General features: G+C 31.3%; 12 protein-coding genes. All 12 read left to right on the top strand.

Translation table 11 applies throughout. The features are described from left to right. Positions 1 to 191: 191 nt before the first annotated feature. The 12 genes from J2Z76_RS08705 (at position 192) to J2Z76_RS08650 (ending at position 14942) form a co-directional block, all read left to right on the top strand. A complete protein-coding gene (locus J2Z76_RS08705; protein WP_209511646.1) occupies positions 192 to 2177 on the top strand; it encodes a sigma-54 interaction domain-containing protein in 1986 nt (661 codons plus the stop codon). 199 nt (positions 2178 to 2376) lie between these two features. Next, the gene (locus tag J2Z76_RS08700; RefSeq protein ID WP_209511687.1) at positions 2377 to 3342 is read left to right on the top strand and encodes a thiamine pyrophosphate-dependent dehydrogenase E1 component subunit alpha; all 966 of its coding nucleotides are present in this window, start codon (positions 2377 to 2379) and stop codon (positions 3340 to 3342) included. Then, positions 3339 to 4316 (top strand): alpha-ketoacid dehydrogenase subunit beta, encoded by a 978-nt coding sequence (locus J2Z76_RS08695; protein ID WP_209511645.1) that lies wholly within the window; start codon positions 3339 to 3341, stop codon positions 4314 to 4316. The genes J2Z76_RS08700 and J2Z76_RS08695 overlap by 4 nt, the downstream gene beginning before the upstream one ends. A gap of 12 nt (positions 4317 to 4328) precedes the next feature. Continuing rightward, entirely contained in the window at positions 4329 to 5552 is a 1224-nt protein-coding gene (locus J2Z76_RS08690) for a dihydrolipoamide acetyltransferase family protein (protein ID WP_209511644.1), read from the top strand. 101 nt (positions 5553 to 5653) lie between these two features. Next, positions 5654 to 7039 (top strand): dihydrolipoyl dehydrogenase, encoded by a 1386-nt coding sequence (gene lpdA, locus J2Z76_RS08685; RefSeq protein ID WP_209511686.1) that lies wholly within the window; start codon positions 5654 to 5656, stop codon positions 7037 to 7039. Positions 7040 to 7229: 190 nt separating this feature from the next. Then, a complete protein-coding gene (locus J2Z76_RS08680; RefSeq protein WP_209511643.1) occupies positions 7230 to 9161 on the top strand; it encodes a sigma 54-interacting transcriptional regulator in 1932 nt (643 codons plus the stop codon). A gap of 351 nt (positions 9162 to 9512) precedes the next feature. Beyond that, positions 9513 to 10544 (top strand): DctP family TRAP transporter solute-binding subunit, encoded by a 1032-nt coding sequence (locus J2Z76_RS08675; RefSeq protein ID WP_209511642.1) that lies wholly within the window; start codon positions 9513 to 9515, stop codon positions 10542 to 10544. Positions 10545 to 10641: 97 nt separating this feature from the next. Then, entirely contained in the window at positions 10642 to 11115 is a 474-nt protein-coding gene (locus tag J2Z76_RS08670) for a TRAP transporter small permease (RefSeq protein WP_209511641.1), read from the top strand. A 1-nt stretch (position 11116) separates the two neighbouring features. Next, entirely contained in the window at positions 11117 to 12400 is a 1284-nt protein-coding gene (locus J2Z76_RS08665; RefSeq protein WP_209511640.1) for a TRAP transporter large permease, read from the top strand. A gap of 51 nt (positions 12401 to 12451) precedes the next feature. Next, the gene (locus J2Z76_RS08660; protein WP_209511639.1) at positions 12452 to 12931 is read left to right on the top strand and encodes a PPC domain-containing DNA-binding protein; all 480 of its coding nucleotides are present in this window, start codon (positions 12452 to 12454) and stop codon (positions 12929 to 12931) included. A 55-nt stretch (positions 12932 to 12986) separates the two neighbouring features. Continuing rightward, positions 12987 to 13970 (top strand): lipoate--protein ligase, encoded by a 984-nt coding sequence (gene lplA / locus J2Z76_RS08655; RefSeq protein WP_209511638.1) that lies wholly within the window; start codon positions 12987 to 12989, stop codon positions 13968 to 13970. Between the two features lie 48 nt (positions 13971 to 14018). Continuing rightward, positions 14019 to 14942, top strand: a complete 924-nt coding sequence (locus J2Z76_RS08650; RefSeq protein ID WP_209511637.1) for an AEC family transporter — start codon at positions 14019 to 14021, stop codon at positions 14940 to 14942.

Here is a 14942-nt window from a genome sequence, read left to right as displayed (position 1 = left end):
AAAAATTAACGGATAAAATTATTTAATAAATTTAATACAGCTTTATCTAAAAAAATATAAAATTCGCTCGTAAGTTTACAAAAATAAATCATTTATTTTGGCATGAATATTGCATTGTTCTATTATATAAGTAAATTGTTAAAATAAATTAGGAAGGATGGAAATGCATATCACAAGATATTATTGTAATGATGCTTAGTACAGTTATGGAATATGACAGAATGAAAAAAACATGGTTAAATTTTCATGCTAGCGGAATTGTTGATGATAATTTATCAGAGAAAATTGTAGATTCATGGTTGAAATCAAGGGAGATGGGGGTAGATCCTATTGAGGTGGATTTAGAAAGAAACAGCTACACAGATGAGCAATTGGAAGTATTTCTAAATAAGAATGAGTCGATTATTAAAATTGCTGAACCTGTATTAGAAGAATTGTTTTGTCAATTTAGTAATGAAAACTTAATAGTTACATTGGTTGATGAAAAATTTTGCGTTTTGTCAGTACAGCAAGCAAAAGAATCTAGCATGGAAACGATTTTTAAAGATTTAATTAAGCCTGGCATTTGCTTTGGAGAAAATATAGTAGGAACTACAGCCTTTTCTCTTTGTAAAAAGACAGGACAAATTGAAGTAGTATCAGGGTATGAGCATTATTGTAAGGAGTACAGCAACTTGATTTGTGTTGCGGCACCTATTTATGATGAGGATAAGATAATAGCATATATAGGTACTGTTAGTGTACTAAAAAACACGAGCGAAAACTTAAAAATAGTGTTATCAATTATGAGTAAAATGATAAGTAACAGTATTAAAAGGCTTAAGGTAGAGGGTGAATTAGTAAAAAAAACATATTTACATAGTCTTATTGTTGATGCTACTTCTGAGGGTATGCTAACTGTAGATAACAATGGTATTATAACATTTATTAATCCTGCAGGTATGCGTATTCTAAATGTAGATAGAAGTGTTATAGGAAAGCACATAACAGAAGGAGTAGATTTTGAACCAACAATATTACATGTGCTAGAAACTCAAGAAGGATATACTGATAGAGAGTTTAGACTTGAGAGCAAGAGTGGAATAATCCACTTTGTAAAGACAGCTATTCCTATGAGAGATGATAAGGGCGAAATGATTGGGGTTCTAGATATATTTCGTAGCATTAATGAAGTTAAATATATGATAAATAAAATGACTGGTGCTCAGGCTAAATATACTATAGAAAATATTGTTGGAGAGTCAAGTGAAATCCAAGAAATAAAAAAGATGATCAAATTGGCTGGGATGAACGAAAGTGTGGTGTTATTGCAAGGAGAAATTGGTACAGGTAAGGAATTAATTGCACGAGCTATTCATACATATGGTCTTCGTAGTGAAGGACCGTTTATCGATATTAATTGTACAGCATTACCAAGAAATTCAATAGAAGGAGAATTGTTTGGCTATGAAGAGGGATCATTTACAGGAACAAGCAAGGGAGGTTACCCTGGAAAATTTGAAATGGCCAATGGAGGAACGTTGCTGCTTGATGAAATAACAGATATGCCTCTAGACATACAAAGTAAACTTCTTAGAGTTTTAAGGCGTAAAAGCGTTGTTAGAATTGGGGGATTTAAAGAAATACCTATTGATGTTAGAACTATTGTAACCACTAATAAAGATTTACAACAAATGATAAAAGAAAAAAATTTCATAGAAGATTTATATTACCAAATAAGTGTTATAGATATAAAAGTTCCACCATTGAGAGAGAGGGGATATGATATAGAGTTGATTGCAAATCATATGCTTGAACAATACAATTTAGTTAATGGTACACAAAAAATTATTTCTGAAGAAGTACTTAAAATTTTTCAAACCTGGGATTGGCAAGGAAATGTAAGGGAGTTGGAAAGTTCAATAGAATGTGCTTATTACCTTTGTGAAGGCAACATCATTGAAGTAGAGCACTTACAAAATAAATTTAATAAGGATGTTATGGATTCAATGGATTGTAGTATGTTGACTATTAGACAAGCTGAGATAAACGCTGTTAAAAGGGCGCTTGATTATGCTAATGGAAATGTATCAAAAGCAGCGAAATTATTAGATATTGGGAGAAATACATTATATCAAAAAATTCGTAATTATGGATTAGAATATGATGGTATTTATAAAAATAATAAAATTTGTTAAAGTGAAAAAATAAATTGTTCGAATTACGAACAATTTCATATTATATTAATTTTTTTTATTACAATATATAAATCTTAATTGAAATTTGGCATAAGAATTGCTAACACATTTAGTGACTGTTAAATTTACAGACAACTAAATAGTATAAATTATTAGAAAGGTGGTATATATTTTGGAAAATAAAAAATATTCAAAAGAAATGATTCTTGACTTATATCAAACTATGGTAAGAATTAGGAAATTTGAAACTGAGTTATCAAATTGCTTTACTAAAGGTATGCTTTTTGGAAATATTCATACTTCCATAGGACAAGAAGCTGTTGCAGCAGGTGCTAATAAAGCTTTGGAGAAAACAGACTTAATTACTACTACACATAGAGGACATGGTCAAATAATTGCTAAAGGTGCAAAAACCGATAAAATGATGGCTGAACTTTTTGGTAGAAAAACAGGTTATTGTGGTGGTAAAGGTGGTTCGATGCACGTAGCAGATGTGTCATTAGGAATATTAGGAGCAAATGGTATAGTTGGAGCTGGTATTCCTATAGGGGCTGGAGCAGCATTGGCTTCAAAAATAAAAGGTACAAAAGAAGTTACTCTAGCAATTTTTGGTGATGCTGCATCAAACGAAGGTACATTTCACGAGGCAATAAATATGGCTGCTGCTTGGAAGCTTCCAGTAGTATTTCTTTGCGAAAACAATAACTATGGTGTATCAGTAAATATACATAGTGTAACAAATACGGATAACATTTCAGTTCGTGCAAAAGCATATGATATTCCAGGGGTTACTGTAGATGGAAATAATCCATTGACAGTATATGAAGCTATAAAAGAAGCTGTAGAGTATGCTAGAGAAGGAAATGGTCCATCGATTGTTGAGTGTATGACATGGCGTATGAGAGGACACTACGAAGGTGATCCTGCTTCATATCGTTCAAAAGAGGTTACGGAAGAGTGGGCTAAAAAAGATCCAATAAATAATTTTAGAGTATACCTTTTAAATGAAGGAATAGAGGAACAAGAAATAGTAGAAATAGAAAATCATATGGATAAAGAAATTGAAGATGCATTGCAATTTGCACTTGATTCTCCTTTCCCGGATCCAAGTGAAGTTACTACAGATGTATATTCCAGCGATAATGAAAGGTGTGTGTTGAGATGAGAAAGCTAAGTGTGAGCCATGCCATTAGAGAAGGTATGCATGAAGAAATGTTAAGAGATGAAAGTGTAATAATGCTTGGTGAAGATGTAGGAAAAATGGGGAATGTTTTTGGAATAACTCTAGGTTTTATTGAGGAGTTTGGAGAAAACAGAGTAATAGATACACCAATAAGTGAGGCAGGATTTGTAGGAATGTCAGTTGGTGCAGCAATGTGTGGAATTCGTCCAGTTGCAGAATTGATGTATGTAGATTTTATCAGTGTTTGTATGGATCCGGTTATGAACCAAGCAGCAAAAATGAGATACATGACTGGTGGTCAAATAAATGTACCAATGGTTTTGCGTGCTCCAATGGGATCAGGAAGAAGAAACGCTGGACAACATTCACAATGTCTTGAATCATTATTTACAGCTATACCTGGATTAAAGGTAGTTTGTCCTTCAACAGCAGCAGATGCAAAAGGATTAATTAAAGCAGCTATTCGTGATGATGACCCTGTAATGTTTATAGAACATAAGCTTCTTTATGCTAAAAAAGGTGAAGTTCCTGAAGAAGAATACATCATACCATTAGGAAAAGCAGATATTAAACGTGAAGGCAAGGATGTTACTATAATAACATGGTCTCGTCAAGTATTCTTTGCTTTAGATGCGGCTGAAGAACTTGCAAAAGAAGGTATTGATGCAGAAGTATTAGACCTTAGATCTCTTGTTCCGCTAGATTGGGAAGCAATTAAAGAATCAGTTTCTAAAACACATAACGTTGTAATAGTACATGAAGGTGTAAAAAGAAGTGGATTTGGTGGAGAATTATCTGCACAAATTACAGAAGAATTATTTGATGAACTTGACTCTCCAGTTGAGCGTGTAGCAGCTTTAAATGTAGTACCACCGTTTGCACCTACATTAGAAGATGAATTCTTTCCACATGCTGAAGACATTGTAAAAGCAGTTAAGAAAGTATTAAATAAATAGGGGAGGACGAATATGGCAACAAATGTGATAATGCCCCAATTAGGACTAACTATGGAAGAGGGCACTATAGGAAAATGGATTAAGCAAGTAGGAGATATTGTAAAAAAAGGTGATGTTATTGTAGAGATAACTACAGATAAATTATCTACTGAGATAGAAAGTGAAGTTGACGGAACACTTCTTAAAATAATTGCACAAGAAGGTGAAGATATACCTGTAAAGGGATTAATTGCAATAATAGGAGAAGAAGGCGAACAAATAGACACTCAATTACTAAAAGAAGCACCAACATCCGAAGAAAAAGAAGTTGACAACACACCAAAAATTGAAGAAAAAATTCAACAAGAAATGCCAGTTTCAAATAGCGGAAGAATAAAGGTTTCTCCGCTAGCTAAGAAAACTGCAGCGAAAATTGGTGTTGATTTGTCAACGGTAAAAGGATCTGGGCCTAATGGTCGCATTGTTCAAAAAGATGTATTAGCAGCTGAAAGCAAATCATCAACAGAGTCTAAAGTTGTTAAAGAAGAAATTAAACAAGTACAAGCGGTAAGTGCAGATACTATTATACCATTGACCAATATGCGTAAAGTTATTGGAAAAAGAATGGCTCAAAGCAAACAAACTGCACCACATGTTACAATAACAACAGAAGTTAATGTAGATAAAACTGTTGAGTTAAGAAATAAGTTAAATGCAAAAAACACAGATGTTAAATTTAGCTACACTGATATATTGGTAAAAATGACAGCAACAGCACTTAGAAGCTATCCAATAATAAATTCATCAATTACTGATGATAGTATAATAATACACGACAAAGTAAATATAGGTGTAGCAGTAGCTCTTGATGATGGATTAATAGTTCCTGTAGTAAGAGATGCAGATAGAAAAGGATTAAAAATAATAACTAAAGAAACAAAAGATATTATATCAAAAGCAAGAACAAATACACTTTCAAAAGATGAAATGTCCGATGCAACATTTACAATCAGCAATTTAGGTGGATATGACATAGATGGATTTACTCCAGTTATTAACCTTCCTGAAAGTTGTATTTTAGGTGTTGGACGTATAGTTAGAAAACCTATTGTAAATGAGAATGATGAAATTGTACCTGCTTCAATGATGGTGCTTAGTATGTCATTTGATCATAGGGTAGTAGATGGTGCTACTGCAGCAGAGTTTTTGAAAAAATTAAAGGGATACTTAGAAGATCCTGATAATATGTATGTTTAATATAATATAGTGTTAAATGGCCGCTATCTCAAGCAATTAATTGCATAGGGGGTAGCGGTTTTAAAGTGAAAAGTGAACAGGAGGAAAATATGAGTGATAAAATAAAAGTAGTTGTAATTGGAGGAGGTCCTGGCGGATATGTAGCTGCTATAAGGGCTTCGCAACTTGGTGGAGATGTTACTTTAGTAGAAAAAGAATATTTAGGTGGAACTTGCTTAAATGTTGGTTGCATACCAACAAAAGCATTGCTTCATTCAGCAGAAATATATGAAGAGGCAGTAGAAGGTGCTAAATATGGTATTTTTGCAAATGATATTAAAATAGATTTTACAAAGGTTCAAGAAAGAAAAAAATTAGTTACAAAACAATTAGTAAGTGGAGTAAAAGGGTTATTAGCGGCAAACAAGGTAAAAGTAGTTTTTGGAGAAGCAACATTTACTGGTAAAGATTCAATAGCAATAAAGACAGAAAAGGGTACAGAAACAATAAAAGCTGATAAATTTATAGTTGCAACAGGTTCAATACCTGCTAAACCCCCAATACCAGGTATTGAATCAACAAAATGTATAGATTCTACAGGTGCACTTGAACTTCAAGAAGTTCCAAAAACAATGATTATAGTGGGTGGTGGTGTAATAGGTGTTGAAATAGCAACATTATATAGTACACTAGGCTGTAAAATTACAATAATAGAAATGTTAGATGAAATATTGCCAATGATGGACGGTGAACTTACAAAATCTATTCGTTCAAAATTAGCAAAAAAAGGTGTTGAAATTAATACTGGTGCCAAAGTAATGTCATTTAAAGATAATGGTGACAATGTTGATGTAACTGTACAGATGAGTGATGGAAAAACTAAGGTGTTTTCAGGTGATAAAGCATTAATTTCTATAGGAAGAAGAACTAATACGCAAACTATAGGATTAGACAAAGCTGGTATTGTAAATGATAGAGGAAGAATAACAGTAAATAACAAAATGGAAACAAATGTACCAGGAATATATGCAATTGGGGATTGTGTAGGACAAATTATGCTTGCTCATATTGCATCTACACAAGGAGAAGTAGCTGCAGAAAATGCATTAGGACATTGCAATGTATTTGATAGCAAAACAAATCCATCATGTGTTTATACTAAACCCGAGTTTGCTTCAGTAGGATTGACAGAAGAAGAAGCAAAGATTAAAGGAATTGATTATATAGTTGGAAAATTTCCTTTAGCTGCAAATGGTAGAGCTATGATAATGGGTGAAGATGGCATGATAAAAATAATTGCTGGAAAAGAATACAAAGAAATATTAGGTGCTCATATACTAGGACCTAGAGCAACAGATTTAATACAAGAATTGGCACTTGCAATTCAGATGGAGGCTACAATTGATGAGGTTATAGCTACAATACATGCTCACCCAACTGTGGCCGAAGCAATAAAAGAAGCGGCGTTATCAGTTGATAAAAGAGCTATTCATATTCCTAATAAATAATTATTATACTTAATCAATATGGAATAGAATTTAAATTCAACTAAAATGTTCATTTTTTAATCATGAAAACATTTTAAACGAACTATTAATTGACTGAGTATCCTTATTATTGTATAATATTAGTATAAGTAAAATTAATTTAAAATATGATATATGGTAACTCGATTTAACAATTTTTAGTTCAAGGAGAGTGATTCAACTGAATAACGTATTGACAAATGAAAAATATATTTCAGATGGTTGGAAAAGATGCGAGTCATTAAATACGAATAAGGATAGTGATTTATGTTATTACAACATTTCAGCTTTTGATTTAAACATTTTGTTAGATAAGAATAAAAGTTTAATAACTTTAACTAATCCTTACATAGAACAATTAGAAATATTTTTAAAAAATTATATATCTATATTACTTGTCAATAAAGAAGGATATATTTTAAAGGTAGAAAATGGCAGCAATTCAGACTTTGAATGTAATGAAAAATTAAAATTACGTGTAGGCGGAAGGTTTAGGGAAGATTTTAATGGCAATACATCAATGAGTACTGCTGTAATTGAAAATAAACCCATAGCTTTAGTTGGAGAAGAACATTATTGTAGTGTATTCCATGAATATGCTACTCTTAGTGCACCTATTTATAAGGATAAAGAGATTATTGGCTTGTTGTCTATGATTGGGTTTGCAGATAAGACAAATAATCATACTTTAGGTATGTTAGCATCATCAGCTAGGGCAATAAGTGTTGGTCTTGAATCGGAAAAGATTAATCAAGAATTAATGGTTCGTTACAAATATGAAAACGCTATAGTTGAATCTATTACTGATGGACTTTTGATTGTTGATAAGGATGGATTTGTTAATTATTTAAATCAAATTGGTTCAGAAATACTATGTGTTGATAGAGAGAAATCAATTGGTAAGCATATAAATCAAGTAGTTGATTTTAGACCTGTCATATTAGAGGTTTTGAGTACCGGAAAAGGTTATGTAGATAAGGAATTTATTATTAAAAATGCGGCTGGTATCAAGCTACATTTTATTAAAACTGCTGTTCCTATTAAAGATGAAGATGGCAATGTAGTAATTGTTGTTGATACGTTTAGGAAGATAAAGAGGGTTCATAAGCTTGTAAATGAAATGACAGGTGCATATTCTAATTTTAATTTTGATGATATTATAGGAAAGAGCAGGAAGTTAGAAGAATGTATAAAGACTGCAAAAATTGCAGCTAGTAGCATGTCAAATGTCTTAATAACTGGTGAAAGTGGTACGGGTAAAGAATTAATAGCACATTCTATTCACAGTTATAGTTCGAGAAACAGACAACCTTTTGTTACGATAAATTGTGGTGCTATACCTAGAGACCTTTTAGAATCTGAACTTTTTGGGTATGAGGCAGGTTCTTTTACAGGAGCTTCTACTAAAGGAAGAATAGGAAAATTTGAATTAGCTGATGGAGGAACGATATTTCTAGATGAAATAGGAGAAATGCCTATAGATATGCAGGTTAAGCTACTAAGAGTGATACAGGATAGAAAAATCACTAGAATAGGTAGCAATAATGTGTTTGATGTAGATGTAAGAATACTAACAGCAACAAATAAAGATTTATATGACTTGTGTAAGAAAGGTCTTTTTAGAGAAGATTTGTATTATAGAATTAATGTGTTAAATGTGCATCTTCCTCCTTTGAGAGAACGAAAATCTGATATTCATGAATTGACTGAACATTTTCTACGAAATATAAGCAGGCAGTTAAACAAAGAAGTTTATGAAGCATCAATCGGTGCAATGGAAATAATTATGAAATACGATTGGCCTGGAAATATAAGAGAGTTAGAAAATATTTTAGAAAGATCAGTAAATATATGTCAGGGGAGTATTATTACAGAGAAAGAATTAGATGATTATTTAAATACTCACGGTGAGCCAGTTAAAAATAGCAAGCATAAAATCGAAAATTTTGAAAATGAAATTGAGCCATTAGAGACTTTAGAGAAAAGAGCAATACAAAACGCATTGTTTGCTGCAAATGGAAATATAACTGCTACAGCAAATCTTTTAAAAGTTACAAGGAATACTATTTATAATAAAATGAAAAAATACAATTTAGAGTTTTAGTGAGTCTTTCGTTGGTCTGAGAGTTTAATTTTTGAGCATTGCTAAAAAAATAAACACTGTTTAAAATATGAGCGTAAAAAACGTGTAAAATATTAGCAGGTAAAAATTATATATAATAAAAGTAAAAGAAAAAGTTTGTTATAAAATTAACTATTTTGAAAAGATTAGGTTTATTGAATATCGTAGTAAGTTTGGCATAGCAATTGCATAATAGCTCCTTATAGGAATGTGCAAGGAGGTGCATTATTAGAATATCAGCATTAAATGTTAGTAATGCTAAGTAGTAAAAGAAATGTAACAAATGTAAAAAATATTTATTAAAATTGAACAAACTTAGGAGGAATATAAAAAATGAAAAAGATACTATCTTTAGTTATTGTATTGGCTTTAGTTTTAAGTTTAGGATTAACAGGTTGTTCACCTAAAGAAGAACCAGCAGGTGAAGCTCCAGCAGCAGGTGAAACTCCAAAAGAAAAAATAACTTTGAAAATGAGTGTTACTACTGCTGATACTTCATCATGGGTACAAGGTGCTAAGAAATTTGCAGAATTAGTTGATGAAAAATCAAACGGAAATATAGAAGTTAAAGTATTCCCTAATGAGCAACTTTCAGGAGGAAGCCAAAGTAAAGGTATAGAAATGCTTATGTCAGGTGCAATTGATTTTTCTTACCATTCAAATATTATTTACTCTATTATGGATGAAAAATTCGGTGTTATAAGTTTACCATGGTTAATTCCTGATACAGAAACAGCGGACAAGTTGCTTAGTGGATCAGGTGGAGAAGCTATAAACAAGTTATTATTTGAAAAAAATGTAGTAGGACTTGGATTTGGTGAAAATGGTTTCAGACAGCTTACTAATAGCAAAAAACCAATTGAAACTCCAGAAGATTTATCAGGTTTAAAAATAAGAATACCTGGAATCAAGATGTACATATCTTTATATAAAGCTTTAGGAACAGATCCAATATCTATGAACTTTAGTGAAGTATTTACAGCATTACAACAGGGAACAATAGATGGACAAGAAAACCCAACAGATGTTATCTCATCTTCGAAAATTAATGAGGTTCAAGATTACATGACTGTTTGGAACTATTCATATGATGCAATAATTCTTGGTGTAAACAAAGATAAGTTTGAAAGTTTTGATGCAGAAACTCAAGCAATAATTACAGAAGCTGCAACTGAAGCATGCGCTTTCCAAAGAGATTTAAACAGAGAATTAACATCAAAACAAACGCAAGAATTTATTGATGGCGGTATGAATGTTAATGTATTAACACCGGAACAAATTGCTCCATTTAAGGCTAAAGCTCAATCTGTATACGATGAATATGAACCAATAATGGGTAAAGATCTTATAGATGCCTTTAAATAGGATATAGGTTAGAAATTATATAGGTCCTGCATAATGTGGGACCTATATTAGAACTTATATAAGATTTATATAGGTAGTAATAATGGAGGTAATTAATTTGAAAAAGTTTTTTGATAATTTCGAGAATTATTTTATGGCTGGTGGATTATTTATAATGACATTTATAACAGTAATCAATGTTATGTCTAGGAAGTTTTTAGGTTTATCAATGTCATTTTTAGAAGAAATAACAACAGCTATGTTTATTCTTATAAGTTTATTAGGTGCTGCTGTAGCAGCAAAAAGAGGTGGTCACTTAGGATTAAGTGTACTTACAGATTTGATACCAAAAAAATTCCAGAAATATGTAGCCTTATTAACTTGGGCAGCAGCAGCGTTTTTTTCATTCTTTTTAATAAAGTTTGGAGTTGTAATGGTTCAATCAGAAATAAAAATGGGTATGACAACTGCAGCGTTAGGTTGGCCAGAATGGATATTTGGAACGTTCTTACCAATAGGAGGAATGTTTATATTTGTGAGATTTACTTTGTGGACTATTAGTTTCTTTATATCATCTAAGGAGGTAAAATAATATGTCTATAGCAACAATATTATTTTTATCATTTGCTATTTTGCTATTATTAAATGTTCCTATAGCTTTGAGCTTAGGAGTATCATCAATTATTGCAATGTTAATTGCCGAGTTACCTCTCGATATGTTCCCAATGCAAATCTATGCAAGTATAGCTAAATTTACTTTATTGGCAATACCTTTCTTTATGTTAGCAGGGAATACTATGGAAAAAGCAGGTATATCTGATAAGTTAATAAACTTAGCTAATAAGCTTGTTGGACATAAAAAAGGTGGTTTAGCAATAGTTGGAGTTATAACTTCTTGTTTTTTTGCAGCGATTTCAGGTTCAGGACCGGCAACCGTTGCATCTCTAGGAGTAATTATTATACCAGCTATGATTAGAGCAGGTTATGATAAGGGAATGTCATCTGCTTTGATGGCATCAGCAGGAGGAATTGGAATTATTATTCCACCAAGTATACCTTTCGTTGTTTATGGCGCTATAGCTGGTGTATCAATAGGTAAAATATTTATTGCAGGTATTATACCTGGTCTTTTAATGGGTGGAGCATTAATAATTGCAAGTTTATTTTTAGTAGGAAAAATGAATATAGAACCACAACCTAAAGCAACTTCAAAAGAAAGATGGACGGCTTTTAAAGATGCAATATGGGGATTAATGATGCCTATTATAATATTAGGCGGTATATATGGAGGTATCTTTACACCAACTGAAGCAGCAGCAGTTGCAGCAGTTTATGGTATTTTAGTAGGTATGTTTATATATAAGAAAATCAAGTTTAAAGATTTGTATGAATTATTAGTTGAATCAGCAGTTGGGTCAGCAGTTGTTATGTTTATAGTTGCTACTGCAAGTTTCTTTGCTTGGTTCTGTACAACAGAAGGTATATCAGATATGGCCAGTGACTTATTGTTGAACGTAGCTGGAAATAAGTATGTATTTTTAATGATAATAAATGTATTGTTACTTATTGCAGGCTGCTTTATCGATGCAACTTCAGCTTTATACATTTTCACACCTATTATGCTTCCAGTTGCACTTCAACTTGGATATGACCCGGTAGCCCTAGGTGTTATTATGACAGTTAACCTTGCTATAGGTCAGATTACACCTCCAGTAGGAGTTAATCTATATGTAGCATGTGGTGTATCAAAAATAAGCCTTGGAAAAATATCGAAATCGATTATTCCATATTTAGTTGCGTCATTGATAATTTTATTATTAATAACTTATATACCGACAATTATTACATTTTTACCTGATTTAATGGGAATGAAATAATATTTAAATAATAAGGTATTAAATAATTTTAAAAAAGAGGGTAATAAAAATATGAATGCAAAAGAACATACAAAAGAATCAAATATAGGACGAGTCATAGTAGGAAGAATTCCAAGAGGTGTAGATTTAATAACAGGAATTAAAGAAATTTGTAAAGAGTATTCAATAAAATGTGGTTATATTTCAATGTTTATCGGTAGTCTTGAATCTGGGAGATTTATATATGCACAACCAGGAAAAGAGTCGAAAATAGGGTTTAAGTACAGTGAACCAGTTGATTTAGAAGGACCATTAGAAATGCTTTCTAGCCAAGGACTTATAGGATTAGATGTAAACGGAGATTTATCTGTTCATTTGCATATGCTTGTAAGTGATAAGTATATGAGAGTATATGGAGGACATTTTGTCGAGGGCGGGAATATTGTTGCCGCTACAGGCGAAATAGTAATTCATGAAGTAGAAAATGTTGAATTAAATAGACAATTTGATGAACAAACTGGCTTTGAATTATTTAAGGTAAAGGCTGTATAATTAGTTATGCTAACATATATCCTTTATTGTTTATAAAAATACTATGGAGGATTAAATGTTATATATAATAAATAATTCGACAGATCCTTGGTTTAACCTTGCATTAGAAGAGGTTTTAATGAAGGACAAAAGCATTAATGATGATATTGTTATGTTGTGGCAAAACGATAAATCAGTTATCATTGGTAAACATCAAAATACGGTTGAAGAGGTAAATCAACAATTTGCCGATAGTAATAATATTAAAATTGCTCGTAGAACAACAGGTGGTGGAGCAGTCTATCATGATTTGGGTAATTTAAACTATACTTTTATTACTAATTACTATGACAAGAAAAATGTTGACTTTAAAAAATTTGCTATTCCTGTTGTTAAAGCCTTGCAGAGTTTAGGGCTAAATCCAGAATTATCAGGCAGAAATGATATACTGCTAGATGGTAAAAAAATATCAGGAACTGCTCAAGCGTGTATTGGTGATAGGTTTATGTTTCATGGTACATTACTTTTTGATATCAATATCGAAATGGCATCGAAGGTATTAACTGTAAAAGCAGATAAAATAGAATCAAAAGGTATTAAGTCTGTAAAAAGTAGGATGACAAACATAAAACCATATCTTCAAGGTTTAAATATAAATGATTTTAAAGAAAAAATAATTAGTAGCTTTGAACAAAACAGTGTTGATTTTATTAAGAGAGATATGAATCAATCTGAGATAGATAGAGTGTACGAATTATATAATAATAAATTTTCAAAATCAGAATGGAATTATGGGTATTCTCCAAAATGTAATTTTCATAAATATACAAAACAACCATGTGGGGGAATAGACATTAATTTAAATATTCAAAATGGTTATGTTACAGAATGTAAAATATTTGGTGATTTTATTGGTATTAGAGATATTAGTGATGTAGAAAATATTATAAAAAATAAAATGTATAGCATTAATACAATCAGAGAAGAAATCGATAAATTGAATTTAGATCAATATTTTGGTATAATTACAACTGAACAATTAATGGACTGCATATTTTAAAAAAATAAGTTTGCATTACAACTACTAGAATGATTGAAAGGACAAAGTATGATAATAGTTACACTAATTAATAGCATAATTTTAATGGCTATTTTAATGCTTATAGGGTTTTATCTCAGAAATAAAAATATATTAAATGATGAAGCAGAAACTTCTTTCACTTATATATTAATGAATGTAACAACCCCTGCAATGATTGTAAACACACTAGTAATTGATTTTTCAATAGAGCAGTTCAAAACGGGATTAATTTTAATATTTATTGCGGTGTTATTTGACTTATTTCTTATAATTTTGGGAAATATAGCTGCACTTAAATCTGGAGACAAGGAAAAGAAGAAAATTATTAAGTATGCGGTAGCCTTAATGAATGGTGGTTTCATGGGGTACCCAATTGTATATCAAATGTTTGGAACAGAAGGTATGTTTTATGCTACCATGTTTCACACACCTAACATTATTTTTATGTGGACATATGGCATGGGAGTTTTACTAGATGGTAAAAAAGATAGAGCAAGATATAAGCAAATGTTTTTAAATGCAGGTATGATTGGCGTTTATATTGGAGTTTTTATTTACTTCTCACAAGTACATGTACCTATATTTGCAAAGAATCTGCTAGGTTTATTAACTGATGTTACTACTGTTCTGTCTATGATGATTATTGGAAGTAAAATAGCTACTATTGGTATTAGTAATTCATTCGTTGATAAAGAAGCATATTACACAACTTTTTGGAGATTGATAATTTCACCAGTTTGTATGCTTATTATATTGAAGTTTTTAAATTTTGATGAAATGATAGAACAGATTTATCTAATATATTCAGCATTACCCGTTGCTGTATTGATGCCAATTATGGCAAGAAAATATGGCAGTGATGATGCTTTTGCTTCAAAAGTTGTTGTTATAACGCATCTTGTTTCTTTAGTTACAATTCCAATTTTTGTATGGATATATACAGTTATATAA

It is taken from the genome of Sedimentibacter acidaminivorans (assembly GCF_017873955.1).
GTDB classification, from domain to species: Bacteria; Bacillota; Clostridia; order Tissierellales; family Sedimentibacteraceae; genus Sedimentibacter; species Sedimentibacter acidaminivorans.
The sequence above is the reverse complement of the archived record's forward strand: the minus strand, read 5'-3'. Positions and strand labels throughout refer to the sequence as shown.

Excerpts from the sequence above, each read along its gene's own strand:
- J2Z76_RS08705 (WP_209511646.1), top strand. The coding sequence starts at position 192 with ATGCTTAGTACAGTTATGGAATATGACAGAATGAAAAAAACATGGTTA.
- J2Z76_RS08700 (WP_209511687.1), top strand. The coding sequence starts at position 2,377 with ATGATTCTTGACTTATATCAAACTATGGTAAGAATTAGGAAATTTGAA.
- J2Z76_RS08695 (WP_209511645.1), top strand. The coding sequence starts at position 3,339 with ATGAGAAAGCTAAGTGTGAGCCATGCCATTAGAGAAGGTATGCATGAA.
- J2Z76_RS08690 (WP_209511644.1), top strand. The coding sequence starts at position 4,329 with ATGGCAACAAATGTGATAATGCCCCAATTAGGACTAACTATGGAAGAG.
- J2Z76_RS08675 (WP_209511642.1), top strand. The coding sequence starts at position 9,513 with ATGAAAAAGATACTATCTTTAGTTATTGTATTGGCTTTAGTTTTAAGT.
- J2Z76_RS08665 (WP_209511640.1), top strand. The coding sequence starts at position 11,117 with ATGTCTATAGCAACAATATTATTTTTATCATTTGCTATTTTGCTATTA.
- J2Z76_RS08660 (WP_209511639.1), top strand. The coding sequence starts at position 12,452 with ATGAATGCAAAAGAACATACAAAAGAATCAAATATAGGACGAGTCATA.
- lplA (WP_209511638.1), top strand. The coding sequence starts at position 12,987 with ATGTTATATATAATAAATAATTCGACAGATCCTTGGTTTAACCTTGCA.
- J2Z76_RS08650 (WP_209511637.1), top strand. The coding sequence starts at position 14,019 with ATGATAATAGTTACACTAATTAATAGCATAATTTTAATGGCTATTTTA.